We start from the raw sequence: 19,041 nt of genomic DNA on the forward strand, positions 1-19,041 counted from the left end.
GTCAAAATGACGAAGTGAAGAACAAGAATGGCTTATATGACAACAGGTGAGGCGTCAGGAAGCAGGCTGAGCAAAAGTCAATTTCTGGCGGGCTCGGCCATGCAGGGGATCTCGTTTGATACATTCCTGAAAGTCAGAAACGGAGGCTTCTGCCTCCTCACGAGCTTCGTGAATCAGACCGCGATTGTACCAGTTCTGGGGGTCGGCAGGGTTGATTTTAATCGCAAGTTCTATCTTGCTGAGGGCTGCTGCCAATTGGTCAGCGCGATAATATTCCATCGCTTCCAGACGGTAGGTGAGTGCCTGTTCCTTTTGGCTTTCCTCTGTACTCCCGGCCTGCTGTATTATGTCTGCCAGTCGCTGATGCAGGTCCGCTGCTTTCGACATCGAACCGGCACGCTGTCCCAGAACTGCTGCCTGATTCCAGTCGCCCTCGATCCCGGTCGCTTCTGCCTGATACATCAATGTGTCCGCGTTATTGATCCCCAGATTGTTTAGCTTCCGGACTGTTTCCCGCATTTTGCGAGGCTGTTTCTGCTGATGTTGCACTTCCAGTAGTCGCATCAGAAAGATCTGGCGATGCGTTGACGGGTATCCTTCCAGCAAGTCGATCAGTTCAACCAGTTTCGTCTCTAATTCCGGCAGCGAAGCTTTCCCTATTTGAGTGTTGAATTCTTCCACGCGTCGGTCGATACCATAGTTCAGCCGGAATGGTTCAATGAAATTCGAACCCGGATGCAGGGGAACCGAATGCTGTGCGCGTTCCAGCAACTGAGCGGTCTGCTCAGTCTGTTTCAGATCACCGATCTGCTGAAAGGCACGCATTTGAAGTTCCAGAAATTTCAATGACCGTGGCACCTGCTGCAGCGATTCAGTAATCAGAGGCAACGCTTCGTCCGCTCGATTGGTTCTAATCAACAGTTTGGCCAGTTGATAGCGGGCCGGGAGAAAGCCCAGGTTCCGGCGAAACAGTTGCTCTGCTTCTGCAATATTCTCTTCGCGGAGCGCATTCCTGCCAATTTCATACAGTGCCTGCATCTGTTCTCGTTTTGCTTCACGCGAATTGATGGAACTGGCATTAAGATCCTCGTAGATGGCACTGCTTTGTTCTGTCCGTCCAGTCCGCTCCAGGCAATAGGCGATGCGGCTCTCTGCCAGCCTGCTGTCAGGTATCAGGTCTGCAACCTGTCGAAAACAGAGTTCTGCATGACTGTAATATCCCTGTCCCAACAGCGCTTCACCCAGGCGCATCCAGTCGAAGGCATTGTTGGTCTGCGTCACCTGCTGCACGAGTGGTTGGAGGTCCTCTGCAAACAGCGGGTTCATCAATGTTTTTTCAGGCAGAACCGGCACAGGGCGAGTCGCCCGTTGTACGAACAGGTAGCCACACGCGAATAGCTCTATCACCAGAATCACGGTAATTGCACGCACGATCATTGTGGTGCTCCTTTCTTCGCTTGTTGAATCCAGAACGGGACTGCCTGAATGCGATCAAAGGGTTTCCGCATGTTGAGCGAACCGGCGGCGATGTCCGGCAAACCATCCTGGTTCAAATCTCCCACCGCGACGGTTACCAGATGAATCGGCTGGTTGTCGATCTGCCAGGTTTTGAAGTTCTGCTGACCATCATTCTCCAGCCAGACCAGGCTGGCATGCTCGGGCGAGTACCAGTCATTGGTCATGCTCGCCAGTACAACGTCCAGATCACGGTCACCGTCCATATCGGCAACCGCAGCGGCATAGGTGCCCCCCAGATCTGAAATCCGCTGTTCTGCGAATTTCCAGTCACCGATGTTCTCAAACCACAGGCAACCATGATAAGGCTGCGGGTAGGCGTCGAAGTCTTCCAGGTTATCGCCCGCGGGCAGGATGAGATCTTCGTCGCCATCCTGATCCAGGTCAGCGTGAATCAGGCCGGCACTTCCCAGATCCATATTGGGTGTCAGCCACAGCGACCGCGTCTTGAACTTGCCCCCTCCCAGATTTTCAAAAGCAATCAGTTCTTCTTCTTCCTGGGAAATGATCGTGGCGATATCCAGATCCCCGTCCCCGTCATAGTCAGCCACCGGAACATGAATCGCACCGGGTGCATTATACAGGTGATGATCCAGGAACCGAAACTCGCCCCGATTTTCCAGCCAGAGGACTTCACCCCGATTATATCCAAACACGGCGACCGCCAGATCCAGATCGCCGTCCCCATCGAAGTCGCCCGGTTGCACGTCCGCCACGCGTCGCACATCATCCAGGATCACATGCCTCACGAAACCTGTGGGCGTCTGCTCATACAGTTCGACCCGACCGACGACCCCATCGTCTGGTTGTATATTTCCCAGCACGGAAACCACGATATCCAGATCGCCGTCGTTGTCTATATCGACAGGCGTTGCATGCGCCGGTGCCGCCACATCCGCGATCAGCGTCTGATCACTGGTGCTGCCATCACTGGCAAGTTGACGCAGCACGACCCGGTTATTCCCGGCGTCACAGTAGAGGATGTCGTTCTTGCCATCGCCATCGAAATCCAGAATCTGTACGTTGGTAATCAGCGGCAGTTCCACTCCGGTCTGCAGTACACCCTGGCGCTCGAACCGCAGCTGCGAAGCCGGGTAAGAGGTGCCTCCTGAATAGAGTTTGGGTAAACGCCCGAGGGTCGGAATGAATGGCAGCAAGAACCAGGTGGCCAGCGGCAGCAGAATTACCGCCACCAGTAACACAATCGTAAGCCACGATGTTCCGGAGGAGGCGGGATCAGTAGATTGAAGACTTTCGGCTGAAGACATCGCAGGCAGGCACTCCCTGTGGTGGGCAAAAATCAAAATAGACGTTCAATCAGGCAGGACAACGGTTTCAATGAAACACACAGTGTTCCGGTTTCGCGCAGTTCAGCGCGACTTCCGCAGCCTACACTCGACCCACACAGCGCTTTGACTAAAGACACACTCTGGAGAGCAGGAGAGAGGTCTTGATTTCAATCGTATAACTCGCTGGAAATCGTGTCAACTACCGGCAGAACGCTCCCGCTGCATCTGCGTCTTAAACTTGTGTGGAAATCGTGCTGGCGCAGTACAGAATAAACTCGCGTATCGAGTGGACTTGTGTATTATTAAAGAGAGGTCCTGTCAGTTTTCACTTCTGCGGAGTCGTTCGCCATGCCGGTTCGAATTATTCTGATGTGCCCGTTGATGCTCTGCCTGTTGAGCAGTGTTGCCGAGTCGGGTATGCCGAGTGCGTCACTTGACCTGACGGAAATCGCGCAGTTGCGACTGCAGTCGATCTCATTTTTTCTGTTGCTGTTTCTGCTGAGTGCCTGGGGGTTGAAAAAACTCTGGAACATGCTGGCCCGTGATTTCCCGAAACTGCCAGTGATTTCTTATAAGGCAGCACTCGCGGGGACGTTTCTGTGGGGACTGATGTTCCTGTTTGTGCTGACGATGATCTCCGGTGCACGGGAGCTGCTGACGCCCGGTGCCTGGGAAAAGGATGGCCGCACCTACCGGCTGACAGACAGTGAGTCGGAACAGGAAACCCAGGCGGCCGCAGAAGCGCTGCTCAAAGAGCGTCGCTCGAAACTGGCCGAACTGCGATCGGCCCTGTTCATGCATGTGGCGACTCACGACGGCAACTACCCTGCGAAAGTGGAAGATGCTTCATTCGCTGACGAATTCTGGATTCAGCCCCGTGACTTGAATACCCGGTATGGTTATGTGCCCGGCGAAAAGCAGAGCGATAAGATCCGGCCTCTCGCGTTTGAACAGGCGGTCTATGGAGATGATCAGCAGCTGATCCTGTTTACCGACGGCGCGATCAAACAGGTGTCCCTCAAAGCAGCACGGGAGACGCTTGATGGAAAATGAAGCAGCAGAACCGAAAAAACGCAGGATTAGCTATCTCGTTTTGTTTGTCAGTGGTATCAGCATTATAATTTATCTGATCGATTCCAGAATCCTGTATCCCGTGCAAAGTCTGTTTTATCTCGTCGCGGGCTGGATTCTTTTTTTACGACGGGTCATCCCACAAATCACGATGTCCGTTTCCGGTCTGGTGACAGCCCTGGTCGTCGTTGCCATCATGGTGTTGCTGACTCAACTGCTGGGCCGCGTTCTCTGGCGGCGTCTGCAACAACAAAATTCCATGGCAACTTCGAACCAGTGGAAGTGGCGCTGGACGTTCGCTTTGGTTGTCTTCCTGGTGATCTCCTTTACTGGCGGCTTTGCCGTGGTGGGATTGGCACATCAGGGGCTCTGGCTGGCAGCCAGTGAAAAATTAGTGGATCACAATATTCCAGCTATATCGAAACGCAGTAAATCGAAGAACAATCTCAAGCAGTTTGGTCTGGCACTCTACAATTATCAAGAGGCAACGCAGGTCCTGCCGGGTGGAGGTTACTTCAACAGCGCCGGGAAACACACAGGAATCAATGATGGAAACCGATGAAAAGAATGAAGAGGTACATGGCTTTCACTTCTGGATTGCGATCAGTGTGCCTGTTCTACAGCTGTCGCTCGTTTTGATAGTCATGGAATTGATCTTTCCGATTCGCATTGTGTTTCTGTTGTGCGTGGGCTGGGCGTCTTATCTTGTACGGACAATCTCGCGCCTGACAATTTCACCTTCCCTGACACTCATGTTTCTGTCCACGCTGTTGCTGTTTACCTTCGGATTTCATCTCTATTGTCGCCGTATCCAAAGCAGGTCCTCTACTGAACCTGCGGAAGTCATACCCTGGCAGAAACGCTGGAGTCTTTCCCTGGTGACCATGTTTCTGCTGCTGGCGGTTAGTGGCATCTGTGTGATCAGCGTGACACATCAACTGTACTGGATGGCAACGACTGAAGACAAAATCTTTGAAGATATACACATGCGAGGCGAACCCCAGGCCGCCCGGCGGTCAACCTCCAAACACAATCTCAAACAGATTGGGCTGGCGCTGCACAACTATCATGATATGTATCGCCAGTTTCCCGTTGGAGGAACCTTCGACAAAACAGGGCAGCCGCAGCACAGTTGGGTCACGCAACTGTTACCTTATCTGGATCAGAATACTCTGTATGAGCAGATTGACTTCGATCAGCCCTGGACGGCCGCCGATAACAGAGAGACGTTCGAAACCAATTTCATACTGCTGCAAAGCCCGGGGATGCCTTATGATTTTACCGAAGAAGAGGGGGATGCGGCAGGATACAAACCCGCGCACTATGCTGCCAACAGTCGTGTCTTATCCGCGAACTCGGGCATGGATTTACGTAACATAAAAGATGGCAGTTCCAATACGATTCTGGCTGGCGAAGTCAGATCGGGTATCAAAGCCTGGGGCGATCCCACCAACTTTCGCGATCCGACGGAGGGCATCAATCGCAGTCCGCGCGGCTTCGGCAGTAAGTTTAAAGGCGGAACCCACGTATTACTGGGGGATGGCTCGGTGCGCTTTCTTTCCGAAGACATCGACCCGGGTGTATTGAAAGCCCTCAGCACACCCAACGGCGGCGAACCGGTGGGTGAGTTTTAGTTGGCTGTTCTTTCACTGGATGCCGGTTTGAACTTACGCAGTTGTTCCCGGCGATAGCGAAAGATGCGTGCGACATCTTTTTGTACGAACAGCCGATTGACCAGTGCGCCTCCTAAAACGGCATAGCGGACATCGTCTGTGACCTGAGTGCCTGCTTCATGCTCTGTGAAGGTGTGTTCGTGCCGCCAGAGTCGATACGGGCCTTTCAACTGCCGATCAACAAACCGGCAAGGGGGTTCCCATTCGCTGATTTCCGTTTGCCATTTAACGGGAATACCATGTAGCTTGAGTCGGTAATCAATGAGTGTGCCTTCACGCATTTTGATGGGAGCCGGTGTCGTGATCTCAAAGTTCAGCCAGGGTGGGGTCAGTGCTTCCAGATTTTCCGGTTCCGCAAAAAATGCGAAGACTTCATTGAGGGAATACGGGATTACGGTTTCAGTCTGCAGGTGATAAATGCCATCAGGCATGCGTTCAATCCGGATAGCTTCTTCCTGCCGGGAAGTCATTGACATGTGTTTCTCTTCCATCGAATTTCAAAAGTCGTAGTTGAAATGGGAGTGCTGTTGACTATGAACTTTCAAAGACTGATCTAAATGATTCCGGATGATTATGGTCACAACATGCGAAATGGGAATGACGTTTTCAGAGAGTTTCAGAAATACGGATGGGTAGAAGTAAGATGAATACCACTGCTGCAGAATCGAAATCACAAACACTGGTTATCCTGGGCGCGACCGGTGCAGTCGGTTCGTCACTGAGTCGTCGCCTCAATGCGGCAGGTCATGAGGTGTTTCTGGCAGGTCGTAATCCACAGGTGCTGCGGGATTTGTCTGATGAACTGGCTGCACCCTCACTGAGTCTGGATGTTCTTGAGCCGGGCTCCATTGAACGTACCATTCAGTCTGCCCGTGAGACTTTCGACCACATTGATGGGGTCGTGAACTGCATCGGGTCGGTATTGTTAAAGCCGGCTCACCTGACTTCAGATGAAGAATGGGCCGAGGTGCTTGCCGTCAATCTAACCTCTGCTTTTGAGACGGTTCGCAGTGCCGCCAAGGTGATGGGCAGACAAGGAGGCTCGGTGGTTTTGATCTCATCTGCTGCGGCGCGTGTCGGGCTGGCCAATCACGAAGCGATCGCGGCTGCCAAAGCAGGGGTGATCGGCCTGACGCTCTCGTCGGCTGCTTCTTACGCAGGACGGGGGATTCGCGTGAACGCAGTGGCCCCCGGCCTGGTGAAATCGAACATGACCCGGCATCTCTGGGAGTCCGAAGCTGCCGAGTCTGTATCCAGCAGCATGCACGCTTTGAATCGACTGGGTGAGCCCGAACAGGTGGCCTCAATGATCGAATGGTTGCTGCAGCCTGCCAATGACTGGGTCACCGGTCAGGTGTTCGGCGTCGATGGCGGCCTGGCAACGGTGATTCCCCGCACTCGACAGAAAAGCGGTTGAGTGTTTATTTCATGCCTGAATCATCCAGTAATTCATATACCGAATTGACAGCTGGCTGTCCGGTGAAATTAGGCCCCGCCTGGTCAGAGGCCCCGAGATAACGACAGGGGAAATGAAGCTTTTGATGACCTCGGCAGGTCAGTATGTGCCGAAGCGTATTGTATTCCAGGTGAGATCGCTGCAGAAATTCGCGTTTTTCACGGGCACTCCAATTACATGAACTACTCTGTAGATTGTGCAGATCAAGATGAGCGATCAACGTTCCATCGGCTTTCAACCAGCTGGCCGCTTCAGCAATCAACTGCAGTTTATCACCGACATAGTGCAGTCCATGCACGCAGGTAATCAGATCGTATTTTAGTATGGTGGTCCAGTCATGCAGAGATGCTGTTTCCAGTTGCAGGGTAGCTGTCGTGTCGATGACAGGTTGAAACAGATCAACAAGATCAATACCCCGGATCTGAATAGACTGCTGTTGTGCGCGAAAATATTGATCTGCCTGAATCAGAGCTCGCCCTGATCCACAGCACAAGTCAAGCCAGCGGACGTTGGAGTGTGTCTCGACCCGCGCCATTAAGAAATCGAGCGGGTTGAGTTTCAGGTCAGCGGTATAACTGTTCGTTCCTGTGATTTCCCGCTCGCGATTCATGCGACAGTTCGCTGCCACGTCCGACCATTCCAGTTCTGAGTTCGTCAGGAGAGGGTGTTTCATTTCGTCTCTCATCTGTCAGCCAGTTTCTCTATTGGTAGTAAAACTGATCTGATTAAAATGGATCGTGTATGGATTGCCTGTTAATCGGCTACTCGGACGTCAACCGATTTCGCGACCACCGTGAGTACTTTGCTGTCGTTATGGTCTAAAAAGGCATATTCCTGATAAGGATGTGTTGCCGGGATGCTTTCATACGTGGTTTCGAGCGCAGAGATCAGGAAATCTGTCTGGTTGGTTTCCCTGCAAACATTAGCAATATCCCCGATCCCCTGATCGAGCAGCTGGATCACATCCTGAAAGACCAGCTCAATTTTCTTTTGATTCCAGGCTCTAATGATCACCTTCAGTTGGGACTGCTCTTTGAGGTAATGGTCCAGTTCCGCATCTGCAAAGCCCACATCACATGGCAGAGGTTTCAGGTTCATGCTCTATTTCCTGCCTCTGAACATTCGATGCAGATCGTAGCGAGAGCGAAAAAACAGTCTGCGATAAAATATCCAGAATAAACCAAATTCCAGAAGCCCCAGCAGACCGCCGATTCCGCAAACGAGCAGGCTGTGAGACAGGGTGAGCGTCATCAGATGTGTTTCTATCAAGCTGCCGGTTGCAAAGCCAACAGCCAGACAAAGCAGTAACGTGGCAATAAATAAAAGGTACTGCTTTGCAGCCAACAGTTTTCCGCCTACTGGCACAAACAGGACAAGAGCGATGGCATTACTGATGCCTGGTCCTTTGCCGTCAGTAACTCCCAGACTACCGATATACCACATTAATAAAAGAGCAAAAACGCCAGTACACAAAAACAGGTGTTTTTTAAATAGAGGGTCTACCTGATACATGATTCACCGATTTAGCAGGAAACGGTCACTTTTGAATGCGTTGTTGCAGTTCCTGGAAACGTTGTTTTAGTTCTGCGTTGCCCAGGTCGGGGTAGAGCAGCGTCGTCACGCCGAGCAGTTTCTTTGCTTCGGCTTCATTGCCGGAATCGAAAGTGGATTGGATGATATGCAGGCGGGCGTCGAGCCAGGGGATACTGCCTGCTTTTTCTGTCGATTCCAGCTGTCGCCATTTCTGCGCTGCTTCCCGCAGGCAGGCTTTGGTGCCACAGCGTTCCAGCAGCAGCGCGACCTGTTTGATAAGTGTGCTGTCCCGCGGTGATTGCTTCAACAGTTCCTGGTAATACTCGAGCGCTCGGATATGCTGATTTGTTGCCAGGTATGCTTCGGCCAGGCAGAGATCCAGTTGCTGTCGTTGGGGGGGAGTTAATTCTTCGCGACGACTGATCAGTTTCTCTGCCGACTTTAACTGCAGCAGACCCAGTTCGTAGCGTGTCTCGGCGGACAGGTCGAGATTAATCTGTGAGACGCCATTCAGGACTGACAGCAGCTCATTGGTTCCTGCGTTCTCCAGGTTCTCCACCAGCGACCGGGCCGCGGTTGGATTTCCCTGTCCTGCCAGCGTAATGATCTTCAGCCGTCGTGCCTGGTTGGCGATATCATTCCAGCGTTGAATCACTTTCGCCGTCTGTGCGACACTGGCTTCCGCATGTTCATTGTTGCGTTTGAGTTCTGCGATATTGCGCGACGCGCTGCTGATAATTAATTCCAGCAGTCGATTGGCTTTGTCATACAGCGGGGGTGAGTCATTCAGATAAATTCGTGTGAGCCGAATGGCGATATCTGCCTGGGACTGCAGGATCAGCGGGTTAGACTCAGCAGGGAAGTCGGCAAGGTATTTTTCCAGGACATCGATGGCTTCCTGTCGCCAGGCTTTGGTGGGTTTTCCGAGGGAAGACAGTCGTTGCAGGATCTGTTCGTAACAGCGGGCGATTCCGAGCTGCGCGTCAGCCGCCCGGGGATGGTCGGCGGGAACTTCGTCATACAGCACGAGTGCCTTGGAATATTGTAGACGCGCTTCTTCCAGTCGGGCCAGCATCCAGCCCGCTTCATAATCATTTTTGCTGTCGGGAAACTGTTTCTGTACCTCTTCCAGCGCGGCGGTGTAGGCTAGTCTGCGCGATTTGGTGCGGCTTTGTGTATAGAGCTGACCCAGGCACCAGGCCGCCAGCAGGCCGGCATCAGCAGCGCGGGGCGCGGTACTGTATTTTCGAGACAGCGACTGAAACAGCGCTGCCGCCTCTTTATACTGTTTCGTCTGCAACTGCAGGGAGGCACTGGTAAATGCCAGTTCAAAGGCCAGATCGCCTTTACCCTCGGCGGTCGCCTGCTGTGCCGTTTTTGTATAGGCTTCGATGGCCTGTTTGATCTTGCCTTGCGAGTACAGGAGCTGGGCCTGTTTCAGACTTTGAGTAAGCTGACTGCCGTACTGATCGACCTGGTGCTGCTGATCGACGAGTATCCAGGCCCGCTGCGACCAGTAACCCGGCTGCGTCTGTTTAAGAAACTGGGAGCGTGTTTCAACCTGCTGCCAGATTTCTTCCGCCAGTGCGTCCTGTTTTTTCTCAAGTGCGATTTTTCTAAGCTGGATCAATGCTGTGATTTCCAGGAAGCCCAGTTCGCTGGTGATACTGCCGTGATCCTGTCGATACTGGATGATCTGTGACGCTGCCTGTTGCGCTTTTCCGTCGTGCAGCAGTATGCGCATCGATTCCACAAAGAGTGGTTCATGCAGATAAGCGGGTGGTTTCTCTTTGAGTAAGGCCTGGATGCCTCGTGCTGCGCCGGCGGTGTCGCCATCGATTCGTTCGCATTGAATCAGCGCCAGTTTACTGCGCCAGGTCAATTGAAGAGTGGTTGCCCGGCGGGACAGTGGTTCCAGCCATTTTTCTGCCGCATCCACGGCTGCTTTCCGCTGTGGGCTGTTCGCCTGAAACAGATCCCCCAGTTTCATTCCCGTCAAACCAATCAGCAGTTGAAAGTCGAGCAGGGTATCGCGGATGGTGGCCGTCTTGAGAACGGTAAATTTCTTGAATGCGCCCGATTTTTTCAGTAGTTGGCTTAAGCGGGTTTCCGCCTGAATCAGTTGAGTGACCGCTTGTGTCAACTCCCTGATGGCTGTCTCCCTGAGTGGTTGATTTTGCGGGTCCGCTTTGACCTGCCAATACGCGATTTCAGCTTTGAACGCATTAATACGTGCCCGCTCGGCTTCGAAGACAGTCGTGTCGGACCAGTCAGAATGCTCCCGGCAGAATTCCGTGATGGTCTCTTCCGCCCGTTTCCAGAGTTCCTCCTGTTCCTGTCCCTGCGTAGCCAGCGCATGTGCCGCCAGTGTGCGGGCCAGTTCCAGAGTATAGCGGGCCTGGTCTGTGTCGGTGAGCCGCGGCAGTGCCAGGCGATTTAAACAATAGCCTTCTGCTATGCCAAACAGATGCCGTTGACGCAGGCCCTCAAAATAAGAGCGCGTCGGGTCATCGGCTGAACTGATCGCCGGTGAGAACAGGACTGCAGCCAGAATGCAAACGCGAATCCACCAGGCAGATCGTCCCTGAACGATCACGTTTGTTGAATATTCAGAATAGGAAGAGCGACATACCATGAATACGAGATGAGCAGCCGAGTGAAGCAGGATTGAGAGTGGGTTCGTTGGGAATCAGGCTACGGGCCTCTGTCATCATACACATTTCTACAGAGATCAGACAGACCTGATTTCCCCACTCAGCCCCTGATTCGAGGAGAAAACCGCGTTTATTCGGTTCGGGGCGCTTTGATGACCCGAGGCAGCTCGGGTAGCGTCACCAGGTCAGCGCCGGCATTCGTGCGATCGATGGCAGTAATCGTCGGGCTGCCATCTGTAGGCTGGGTGAACTGTAATTGTGACGGTTGCAGTTCCGAGGATAACGCGTTGATCAGTTTCTGGCGGTCGGCGATCCAGGGGATTTCCATCTGGTAACTGTTGACATCACCAGAAAGCCCCCAGATATCTTTCCAGTCGAGGGCATCCATGGAGAGCGCACCGGTGGTTCCCTGTTGAGACTGAATGGTCCAGAAGGTTCCGAAACGATCAAAATAATTGTTGGTTCCGCGCCAGGTCAGCAGTTTCTGGCGGAAATCATTTTCGTTGGTGTTACCTTTCATCATCACAAATGGGGCATTGGTGCGTGAGAAGAATACATTATTGCGTGCGGAGACGTGGAGGGGAATCAGTTCACGCGGAATCGCGCCACTATCCATCACAGACAGTCCTTTACCCAGTACAAACGTGGAATGATTCAATACGAGTTCCAGGTGATCGCCTTCCATGGGTTTATTGTTACAGCCCACCAGGTCAATCAGTGACTGGGCAATCATTAAAGCAGAGTTGGTAACCTCCAGGCGTGTCGGAGCGGTTTCCCGAATGGAGAACGCATGGCCGTCACAGCGAAGTACGGAGTTTACAATTTCCACAAACGTCGATTCTTTCACCTGACGTTTTCCCATCATGGAGTCGTCATTGAGTCCCTGGTTGATGGGCTCGTTCATTTCGAAGATGGAAACCTGCTGGCTGGTGGTATTGGCACAGGTGACGGTTACCTGATGCAGGCGGATGTCATGTGCATTTTTCAGTGAGAAAATCGCCCAGGAATCCGTGTTGAGATCTTTGACGTCCACGATGATTCCCAGCTCGAACAGTTCCAGAGAACCATTGGCAATTTGTATCATGTGGGTCTGGAAACCTTCGGCTGGTTCTTCGACCGATTCGAACAGGAGGATCGGTTTTCGATCTTTGGCAGCACGAATCCGGACACGTTTATTATTGATGTGGATAGGGGCTTCTTTACGAATGCCTGTGAAGCCGAGTTCGATGATACTGCCATCGTCGGCGGCAGCACAGGCGGCATCCAGCGTTTTGAAGTCCTGGCCGGCAGTGCCATCAGGATTGATAATGGTGATGGCAGGAATTTCGATCTTGCGAAACTCGTTCTCGCTTTTCTTGGGGAACGGATCGGGTTCTGTTTCTGCCGGTACTTCGGGATCGGGAGCCAGCGGGACCATGGATTTCTTCTGGCTGCTTTCAGACATGGTGACCGTGGTATCACGCAGTACTTTATTACCCGAGTCAGAACTGGTGCCGGGCAGATTTCCGGCGTCCAGGATTTCGCTGATCGTTCTTTTCGTTGACAGGAGGGGCACATTGTCAAAAATCTCGTTCAGAGGCTTATTATCCTCTTCCAGATTCATTTTTGCTAAACGGTTATCTTCGATGCTTTCACTGTCAGTCGTACTTTTCTCTGGAGTCGTTGTTTTTGGGACTGTTTTAGTACTTTCCTTTTCAGGAGACGCCAGGGAACCGACTATTTCTTTACTTGGGATGGTCGGCGAAACAGGGGTGTTCGATTTTGCGATGGCGAGATCAGGGTCCTGTGTCTTCTGTTCGGTTTTTTTCGCTGTTGGTTTGGAAGAGTCAGTTTTCTGACTACTATTTTGCGCCACATTCACCGAGGCAGGGTTGAACGCTGGATAACGGTCCAGCAGAATAACAATGATGAGCAGGACGGCCGCGGTGGCAATCCAGCCGATATGTTTTTCCAGAAAACCCAGGCGGGAGTTCGTGGGGGATGTCCAGACCAGTCCTTCGGGATTTACGCCGCGCAGATCCAGTTGCCCGGCGACTTGCATCAATTGATACATCAGCTCTTCGGGAGTCTGATAGCGATCAATCGGATCACTGGCCATCATTTTCTGAACGATCAGTGAAAGTTCACGTGGCAGATGTTTGTTGATGGTTGCCGGATCGGGAACATTTTTTCCGGAATGATCCAGCAGTTTCTGCAGCACGGTGCCTTCGCCGTAAGGAGGTTCTCCGGTCAGCATGTGATACAGGGTACAGCCCAGCGAATAAATGTCACTGCGGACATCTACGTTGCGCGGATCTTTTGCCTGCTCGGGAGAAATATAATCGAACGTACCCAGCGTGGTGCCTGCAGTAGTCAGGTCGGCGGAAGCGTTATCGCTTTCCTTGCGAGCCAGTCCCAGGTCGACCAGTTTGGCGCGGCCACCCGGGGTAATAATGATATTGGATGGTTTGATATCCCGATGCACGACACCCGCTTTGTTGATATGCTTCAGAGCCGAGGCAATCTGCAAAGCGTAATTGACGGCTTCTGCTGCCGGGAGGATGCCGCGCGATTGAATGATCTCGCGAACGTTGGTCCCTTTGACATATTCAAAGGCGATGAAGTTCAGCCCCTGGTCTTCCCCGATATAAAACACGCGGGAGATATTTTCATGGTCCAGTCTTGCTGCCGCCTTGGCTTCGTTCTGGAATCGTTTCACCGATCCCAAATCGCGTGACTGACCGGGACTTAATACTTTCAGCGCCACGACACGATCCAGGCGGGTATCGATGGCACGGAATACAGCACCCATGCCTCCGCGTCCGATGCGTTCCCGGATGACAAAGTGTTCCAGCTTCATACCGGCAGGGCTGGTTGCTTCTTCAGGTGCTTCCACATCGTCTGTGGTAGGAGGGAACAGTCGGTTACAGATGGAAGAGCGGGCAAAATATGCTTGGGCGCTGTCTTTCTCACGATCTGGAGCGGGGATGGGCTCCAGCGGACTGATGATGGTCTCCGGACCCTCCGCATCAGGAACGGGCCGCGCAAAAAATTCGGGCAGAGATTCCTGTTCCGTCATTGATCGTTCAGATTTTGACTCGGAGCCCATGGTCTAAAGTTCACTTAAAAGTAGCGATGGTTCAATGTGTGAAATGATATCGAACGTTTTATCGGGCAGGCAACAGCGCAATTCAAATTCACCTGGATTGGTGCAAAGTCATGCCCGATGATTGCGTGTCGTAAGCCCAGTGCAAGTTTCGCTTGAGCACGGTGTCATTATTTTAGATCCTAAACCTTTTTGAAATGACTGTTTAGGAGATTCTTGTCGCCTTGAAATTCAAGCGGCCTGACTCAGGTTGAAGATGTGATAACTGTTCTCAGACAGGAATTCGTTTATAAAAATAAGGAACTACTATTATAATACGACCTTCTGCTGTCATTCGTTCTGAGAAAATCTCAATTTCAGCGATTTTTCATCCAATTAATCCTCTACCTGAACTACTGGATTATCATGATTTCTGCCTTTGATCGCGGAAAAGTCGAATGATCTGGGGAAGCGGATTGAAGGCAGCAGATGTTCTCTGGAGCCGATTCGCTCAGCATTAAAACTCGATGATCTTGGTTTCATATTCTTTTTTGAAACCGACGCGATCAATTTTCAAACCAAAGTTTTCACCAATCTTGACTGCTTCTCCCTGGCAGAAAACCTGATTGTTAATATACAAATCCAGGGGATCCTCACAGGGTTTATCAAAGGTGATCAGTGAACCGGGGCAGATGGAAAGTAACTGGTTCATTTCAATTTTTTTGGATGCCAGTTTCACGATTGCCTGTACCGGCAGTTTATTGAGCCGATTGAGCGGATTCTGGTTCGAGTTGGCAGGAGTTGCCTGTGCCATCGGTGGCGTCGCTTGAGCAGCAGAGGAAGAGGACGGCTGCGGTGCTGGATCGGCTTCCGGTTCAACGGATTCTGTAACTGGCGGTTTCGTCAGTGGCCAAATTACAGGGATCACAGCACTCGGGCTCTGGCCGTCGCTCTCTTCTTCTGAGGAAAATAAATTGATACGCAATAGTGCGGCCCAGTCACTGGGAGCACATGCTGTTACTTCACTTGCTAAATTATCTACGTAATAGGTTTTGAATTCGTCAACGTCACCCATATCCATCGGGATCAGATTCATTGACCACTCCAATGCAAGTGTCTGCAGACGTGATGTCTGTGAGTCACCCGGTTCAGAGTACCAGTCAGGTAAAGGCAGATTTGCGGGAAATAGTCCGAGCATTGCCTCGCTACCAAATCGAAACAGGGTAACCAGTCCAGGACCCTGGAACGCTTCCCCCAGTTCTTCCGGTGACCAGACACCAGACTCCCCCATTTCCAGACGATATTGAAAATCGAAACACTGGTTGAGAGAATCAGCAATTGCAGACATACTCTCACCCGCCTGGGCGAAAATAGACTCTACATTTTCCTGGCTGAAGCCTGACATTTCTTGTAAATCAGATCCTTAAAATGAAATTATGTTCATTATTTCAGAGGCTTTAGGTCGTGGTCTGAAATGCAGAAACCTTAACTCATACAATCGACCAGTTGAAATTTAGTTCTTCACTCAAAATCGGCAATCTTCGCGTATTCGGAAAAGATTGACATTATTTAAGGGCTATGCCTGTATTATTTTAAACCATGCTGCTGAAAAGACCGTTTTGATACAGAGACGGATAATCAAGCTATTTTAGTACCTGATGGAAGAGGAAAATCTATGCGGTGCCATGAAGTGGACTACGAAATATTTGGTTCGGATCTGCAGATCGTGGAGATCATCCTGGATCCGGGAGAATCGGTGGTTGCGGAAGCCGGTTCAATGAATTACATGGAAGAGGGAATCCGTTTTGAAGCGCGGATGGGGGATGGATCTCAACCCAATGATGGCTTCTTTGGAAAAATATTCAAAGCGGGAAAACGCATGCTGTCGGGTGAGTCACTGTTTATGACACACTTTTCCAACGAAGGGTCGCGTCAACAGCGCGTTGCGTTTGCTGCCCCCTACCCGGGAAAAATTATCGCCATTGATATGGATAAAGTGGGCGGTGCCATTACCTGCCAGAAAGATTCGTTTCTGTGTGCCGCTTTAGGCACGGAAGTCACCATGGCGTTTAATAAACGTCTGGGATCGGGCTTCTTTGGTGGGGAAGGTTTTATTCTGCAGGAACTGCGGGGTGACGGAATGGCCTTTGTCCACGCGGGGGGAACCGTGATTAAAAAGAAACTGAATGGCGAGACGCTCCGTGTGGACACAGGCTGTATTGTCGCGTTTACCGGGGACATCGAGTACAGCATTGAAAAAGCCGGTAATTTGAAGTCGATGGTTCTGGGGGGAGAAGGTCTGTTTCTGGCAACCCTCCGCGGACACGGGACCGTGTTGCTGCAGAGTCTGCCTTTTTCCCGTCTCGCCGATCGTGTGCTGGCACACGCGCCTGCAGCCGGCGGATCTTCGGTGGGGGAAGGCTCCGTGCTGGGAGGACTTGGAGACATGTTTGGTGACAGTTGAGCGTCGGCTCAACTGGCATGCATGTCAATACCACACTGTAAGGAGAGGAGTCTGGAAATGATTGCAAACCGTCATCGTATGCAAAAAATCGGACGCAGGCTGATCATATTTCTGGGATTCATTTTTCTGATCGTTGGCTATGTGATGGCTTATCTAAAAGGGCTCCCCCTCCTCGAACAGGCTCGTGCCAGCAAAGACTGGCCTGTGACGACAGGTGAGGTCCTCGCATCAGATGTGCAATCGCATCGCAGCAGTAACTCAAATTCTTCCACTTATTCTGCGCATGTGGTTTATCGCTACCAGGTCCAAGACAAAAATTATGAGGCGAAAACAGTCTGGTTTGGCAGTGATGTTTCCACCTCCGACAGATCACTGGCTCAGAATACCATCAAAAAATATCCGATCCAGCAAAGCGTGACCGTGTATTACGACCCCCAACATCCGGAAACAGCGGTTCTCGAGCCAGGCGTCTTTAAAACCACCTGGTTCTATTACCTGTTTGGCTGGGTGTTTCTGGGGACGGGGATCCTGATGACGGGAATTCCGTTGTTCAGTTCGTTCTTTCGTCTGTTTATGAAAAGTGGCCCGATCGAAACGGCAAACTTTGCCGAATGAGTGCCTGCTATTGTGCGATTCAGAAATCGGGCTTGCTTCAAAAAGAGACCTCTGATACAGAGCACTCCCCTCTCACATAAACTCCATTCCCCGGTTGCATTCTCATGTTCTCTTTACAGAAAAATTGTGCGCAAAAAACCATCTGGCTGGTGTTCGTTGTCTGCCTGACTGGTTCTACAATGTCAGGCTGCGCTACAACTCCCTATGTCTACCAGCCTGCATTGATTCAATCCCCCGAGCCTTTACTCGCAGAAGGAGAGCCCCAAATTGCGAGAGGCAAGCGCAGACCTGTCATTGATGGCATCGGCTGGGTTATCGGGATTCCGGGAAAAGTACTGCTCTGGGACAGGCGAATTGATAACCACAACGTTTCTCCGGAAACCGAGGAGGTGATCGCAGCCTACCTGGAAAAGAATGGACTGGAACAGGTGAAGGTGCGCGTCAATGAATACGATCCGGTGGGGGAATGGAAGCGACTGCGAAAAAATAAAGCGGTGGGTTGGGGCTGGCGCTATACTGCGGGGACATTGACGGCTCTCTCTTATACACTGCTGCCCGGACGAATAATTGGAGGCGACAACTATAATCCGTTTACCAATACGATCAGCCTGTATTCTGATCATCCCGCTGTGGCTTTACATGAAGGGGGACACGCGAAAGATTTTGGGACCCGGAAGTATAAAGGCACTTACGCGGTCGCGGGGGCATTGCCGGTTGTGTCGCTCTGGCCGGAAGCGATTGCCACCAATGATGCATTAGGTTATTTACGCGCGGAAGAGGATTTTGAGACAGAAGAAGAAGCGTATCAGGTACTTTATCCCGCCTACGCGACCTATATCGCAGGGGCTGCAACTCCTTTTCTGCCATATGCTGATCTGGCAGTGAAAGCCGGAGCGGTGATCCCGGCTCATGTGGTCGGACGCTGGAAAGCACGCGAGGTAAAGCAGGAGCAGCTCGCGCGACATGCCAGGTCAGAACTGCAGCAGGTCTCTGCGACTCAAACCGAACCGATTCCAGATCAGCTGGGCGAGCAACCTCAGCAGGTTGAGCAGGCCTACTTCGAACAGGCAGTACCAGCAGGCGAACCGAAGGTGCAGACGGACTCATTTTTAAAACGTGGGAATTTCAATCAGGCTGGTGAATGACCCGGATCAGTTTGAAGGAGCGACAGTGGGGCCGCCCAGCGGGGTCAGACGCTCGTGAGGTTCATTACACAGCGGGTAGCTGCTGGTGGAAGACATCAGAATGTCAGCCAGTGTCGTTTCTGCGAAGGCGGTCTCTGTTTCTCCCATGGCATCGTCCAGTTTGCGATGCAGCGGACATAAATTCGCGCCATGCCCTTTTAAACCCAGCGGGCAGGTTTTGATGCGGCAGATTGGATCGACGGCATTGACCACTTCCAGCAGACTCAGTTCCTCAGGAGTCTTGACCAGGGAGATGCCGCCACCGATTCCCCGTTGTGAATGCACCACGTTTGACTGCCGCAGACTCTGGAGCACTTTCGAAAGATAGGCCTGGGGTACTTTGGTGGCTTTTGCGATTTGCTCAGTCGTACAAGGGTGGGGAGCCTGATCCGCCAAGTGAACAATTGCTCGGAGTGCGTATTCAACAGTCTGGGAAAACATAGGAAAGTCCTTAAAAACGATAATTGGACATCGATGTCGATTATCGCGTTTGTTATACTTCGATTCAATCTCAAATCATTAT

General features: G+C 51.8%; 17 protein-coding genes. 7 read left to right on the forward strand and 10 right to left on the reverse strand.

Annotation, left to right across the window (positions count from 1 at the left end):
• Window positions 1–54 precede the first annotated feature (54 nt).
• Window positions 55–1,437 carry a hypothetical protein gene (locus ACN0YH_RS13055; protein WP_417380005.1) on the reverse strand — a complete coding sequence of 461 codons (1,383 nt, stop codon included), beginning with the start codon at window positions 1,435–1,437 and terminating at the stop codon, window positions 55–57.
• On the reverse strand, window positions 1,434–2,783 hold the full coding sequence (locus ACN0YH_RS13060) for an FG-GAP repeat domain-containing protein (protein ID WP_417380006.1): 1,350 nt from the start codon (window positions 2,781–2,783) through the stop codon (window positions 1,434–1,436). The genes ACN0YH_RS13055 and ACN0YH_RS13060 overlap by 4 nt, the downstream gene beginning before the upstream one ends.
• A 369-nt stretch (window positions 2,784–3,152) precedes the next feature.
• On the opposite strand from ACN0YH_RS13060, the gene ACN0YH_RS13065 reads away from it, so the two are divergent.
• From ACN0YH_RS13065 to ACN0YH_RS13075, 3 genes are read left to right on the forward strand one after another with little or no spacing between them, the layout of a single operon-like run.
• Window positions 3,153–3,857, forward strand: coding sequence for a hypothetical protein (locus tag ACN0YH_RS13065; protein ID WP_417380007.1), 705 nt, complete (start codon window positions 3,153–3,155; stop codon window positions 3,855–3,857).
• The gene (locus tag ACN0YH_RS13070) at window positions 3,847–4,437 is read left to right on the forward strand and encodes a DUF1559 domain-containing protein (protein WP_417380008.1); all 591 of its coding nucleotides are present in this window, start codon (window positions 3,847–3,849) and stop codon (window positions 4,435–4,437) included. The genes ACN0YH_RS13065 and ACN0YH_RS13070 overlap by 11 nt, the downstream gene beginning before the upstream one ends.
• Window positions 4,421–5,509 carry a DUF1559 domain-containing protein gene (locus ACN0YH_RS13075; protein ID WP_417380009.1) on the forward strand — a complete coding sequence of 363 codons (1,089 nt, stop codon included), beginning with the start codon at window positions 4,421–4,423 and terminating at the stop codon, window positions 5,507–5,509. The genes ACN0YH_RS13070 and ACN0YH_RS13075 overlap by 17 nt, the downstream gene beginning before the upstream one ends.
• Here the strand turns inward: ACN0YH_RS13075 and ACN0YH_RS13080 are convergent.
• Window positions 5,506–6,024, reverse strand: a complete 519-nt coding sequence (locus ACN0YH_RS13080) for an SRPBCC family protein (protein WP_417380010.1) — start codon at window positions 6,022–6,024, stop codon at window positions 5,506–5,508. The genes ACN0YH_RS13075 and ACN0YH_RS13080 overlap by 4 nt on opposite strands.
• 167 nt (window positions 6,025–6,191) lie before the next feature.
• On the opposite strand from ACN0YH_RS13080, the gene ACN0YH_RS13085 reads away from it, so the two are divergent.
• Entirely contained in the window at window positions 6,192–6,965 is a 774-nt protein-coding gene (locus ACN0YH_RS13085; protein ID WP_417380011.1) for an SDR family NAD(P)-dependent oxidoreductase, read from the forward strand.
• A gap of 4 nt (window positions 6,966–6,969) precedes the next feature.
• Here the strand turns inward: ACN0YH_RS13085 and ACN0YH_RS13090 are convergent, their stop codons facing one another.
• From ACN0YH_RS13090 to ACN0YH_RS13115, 6 genes are all read right to left on the reverse strand, one after another.
• Window positions 6,970–7,677 (reverse strand): class I SAM-dependent methyltransferase, encoded by a 708-nt coding sequence (locus tag ACN0YH_RS13090; RefSeq protein ID WP_417380012.1) that lies wholly within the window; start codon window positions 7,675–7,677, stop codon window positions 6,970–6,972.
• Window positions 7,678–7,757: 80 nt separating this feature from the next.
• Window positions 7,758–8,102, reverse strand: a complete 345-nt coding sequence (locus ACN0YH_RS13095; protein ID WP_417380013.1) for a hypothetical protein — start codon at window positions 8,100–8,102, stop codon at window positions 7,758–7,760.
• A gap of 3 nt (window positions 8,103–8,105) precedes the next feature.
• Window positions 8,106–8,516, reverse strand: coding sequence for a hypothetical protein (locus ACN0YH_RS13100; RefSeq protein ID WP_417380014.1), 411 nt, complete (start codon window positions 8,514–8,516; stop codon window positions 8,106–8,108).
• A 25-nt stretch (window positions 8,517–8,541) separates the two neighbouring features.
• On the reverse strand, window positions 8,542–11,133 hold the full coding sequence (locus ACN0YH_RS13105) for a tetratricopeptide repeat protein (RefSeq protein WP_417380015.1): 2,592 nt from the start codon (window positions 11,131–11,133) through the stop codon (window positions 8,542–8,544).
• 188 nt (window positions 11,134–11,321) lie between these two features.
• On the reverse strand, window positions 11,322–14,279 hold the full coding sequence (locus ACN0YH_RS13110) for a serine/threonine-protein kinase (protein ID WP_417380016.1): 2,958 nt from the start codon (window positions 14,277–14,279) through the stop codon (window positions 11,322–11,324).
• Between the two features lie 493 nt (window positions 14,280–14,772).
• Complete coding sequence (locus tag ACN0YH_RS13115) at window positions 14,773–15,660, reverse strand: FliM/FliN family flagellar motor switch protein (RefSeq protein ID WP_417380017.1); 888 nt, start codon at window positions 15,658–15,660, stop codon at window positions 14,773–14,775.
• 270 nt (window positions 15,661–15,930) lie between these two features.
• Between ACN0YH_RS13115 and ACN0YH_RS13120 the strand changes: the two genes are divergently transcribed.
• The 3 genes from ACN0YH_RS13120 (at window position 15,931) to ACN0YH_RS13130 (ending at window position 18,479) form a co-directional block, all read left to right on the forward strand.
• Entirely contained in the window at window positions 15,931–16,719 is a 789-nt protein-coding gene (locus tag ACN0YH_RS13120; RefSeq protein WP_417380018.1) for a TIGR00266 family protein, read from the forward strand.
• Window positions 16,720–16,776: 57 nt separating this feature from the next.
• The gene (locus tag ACN0YH_RS13125; RefSeq protein ID WP_417380019.1) at window positions 16,777–17,334 is read left to right on the forward strand and encodes a DUF3592 domain-containing protein; all 558 of its coding nucleotides are present in this window, start codon (window positions 16,777–16,779) and stop codon (window positions 17,332–17,334) included.
• Window positions 17,335–17,438: 104 nt separating this feature from the next.
• A complete protein-coding gene (locus ACN0YH_RS13130; protein ID WP_417380020.1) occupies window positions 17,439–18,479 on the forward strand; it encodes a hypothetical protein in 1,041 nt (346 codons plus the stop codon).
• Between the two features lie 6 nt (window positions 18,480–18,485).
• Here the strand turns inward: ACN0YH_RS13130 and ACN0YH_RS13135 are convergent, their stop codons facing one another.
• A complete protein-coding gene (locus ACN0YH_RS13135) occupies window positions 18,486–18,959 on the reverse strand; it encodes an RrF2 family transcriptional regulator (protein WP_417380021.1) in 474 nt (157 codons plus the stop codon).
• Window positions 18,960–19,041: the final 82 nt, after the last annotated feature.

The organism is Gimesia sp. (genome assembly GCF_048262075.1).
In the GTDB taxonomy this organism is placed as follows: Bacteria; Planctomycetota; Planctomycetia; order Planctomycetales; family Planctomycetaceae; genus Gimesia.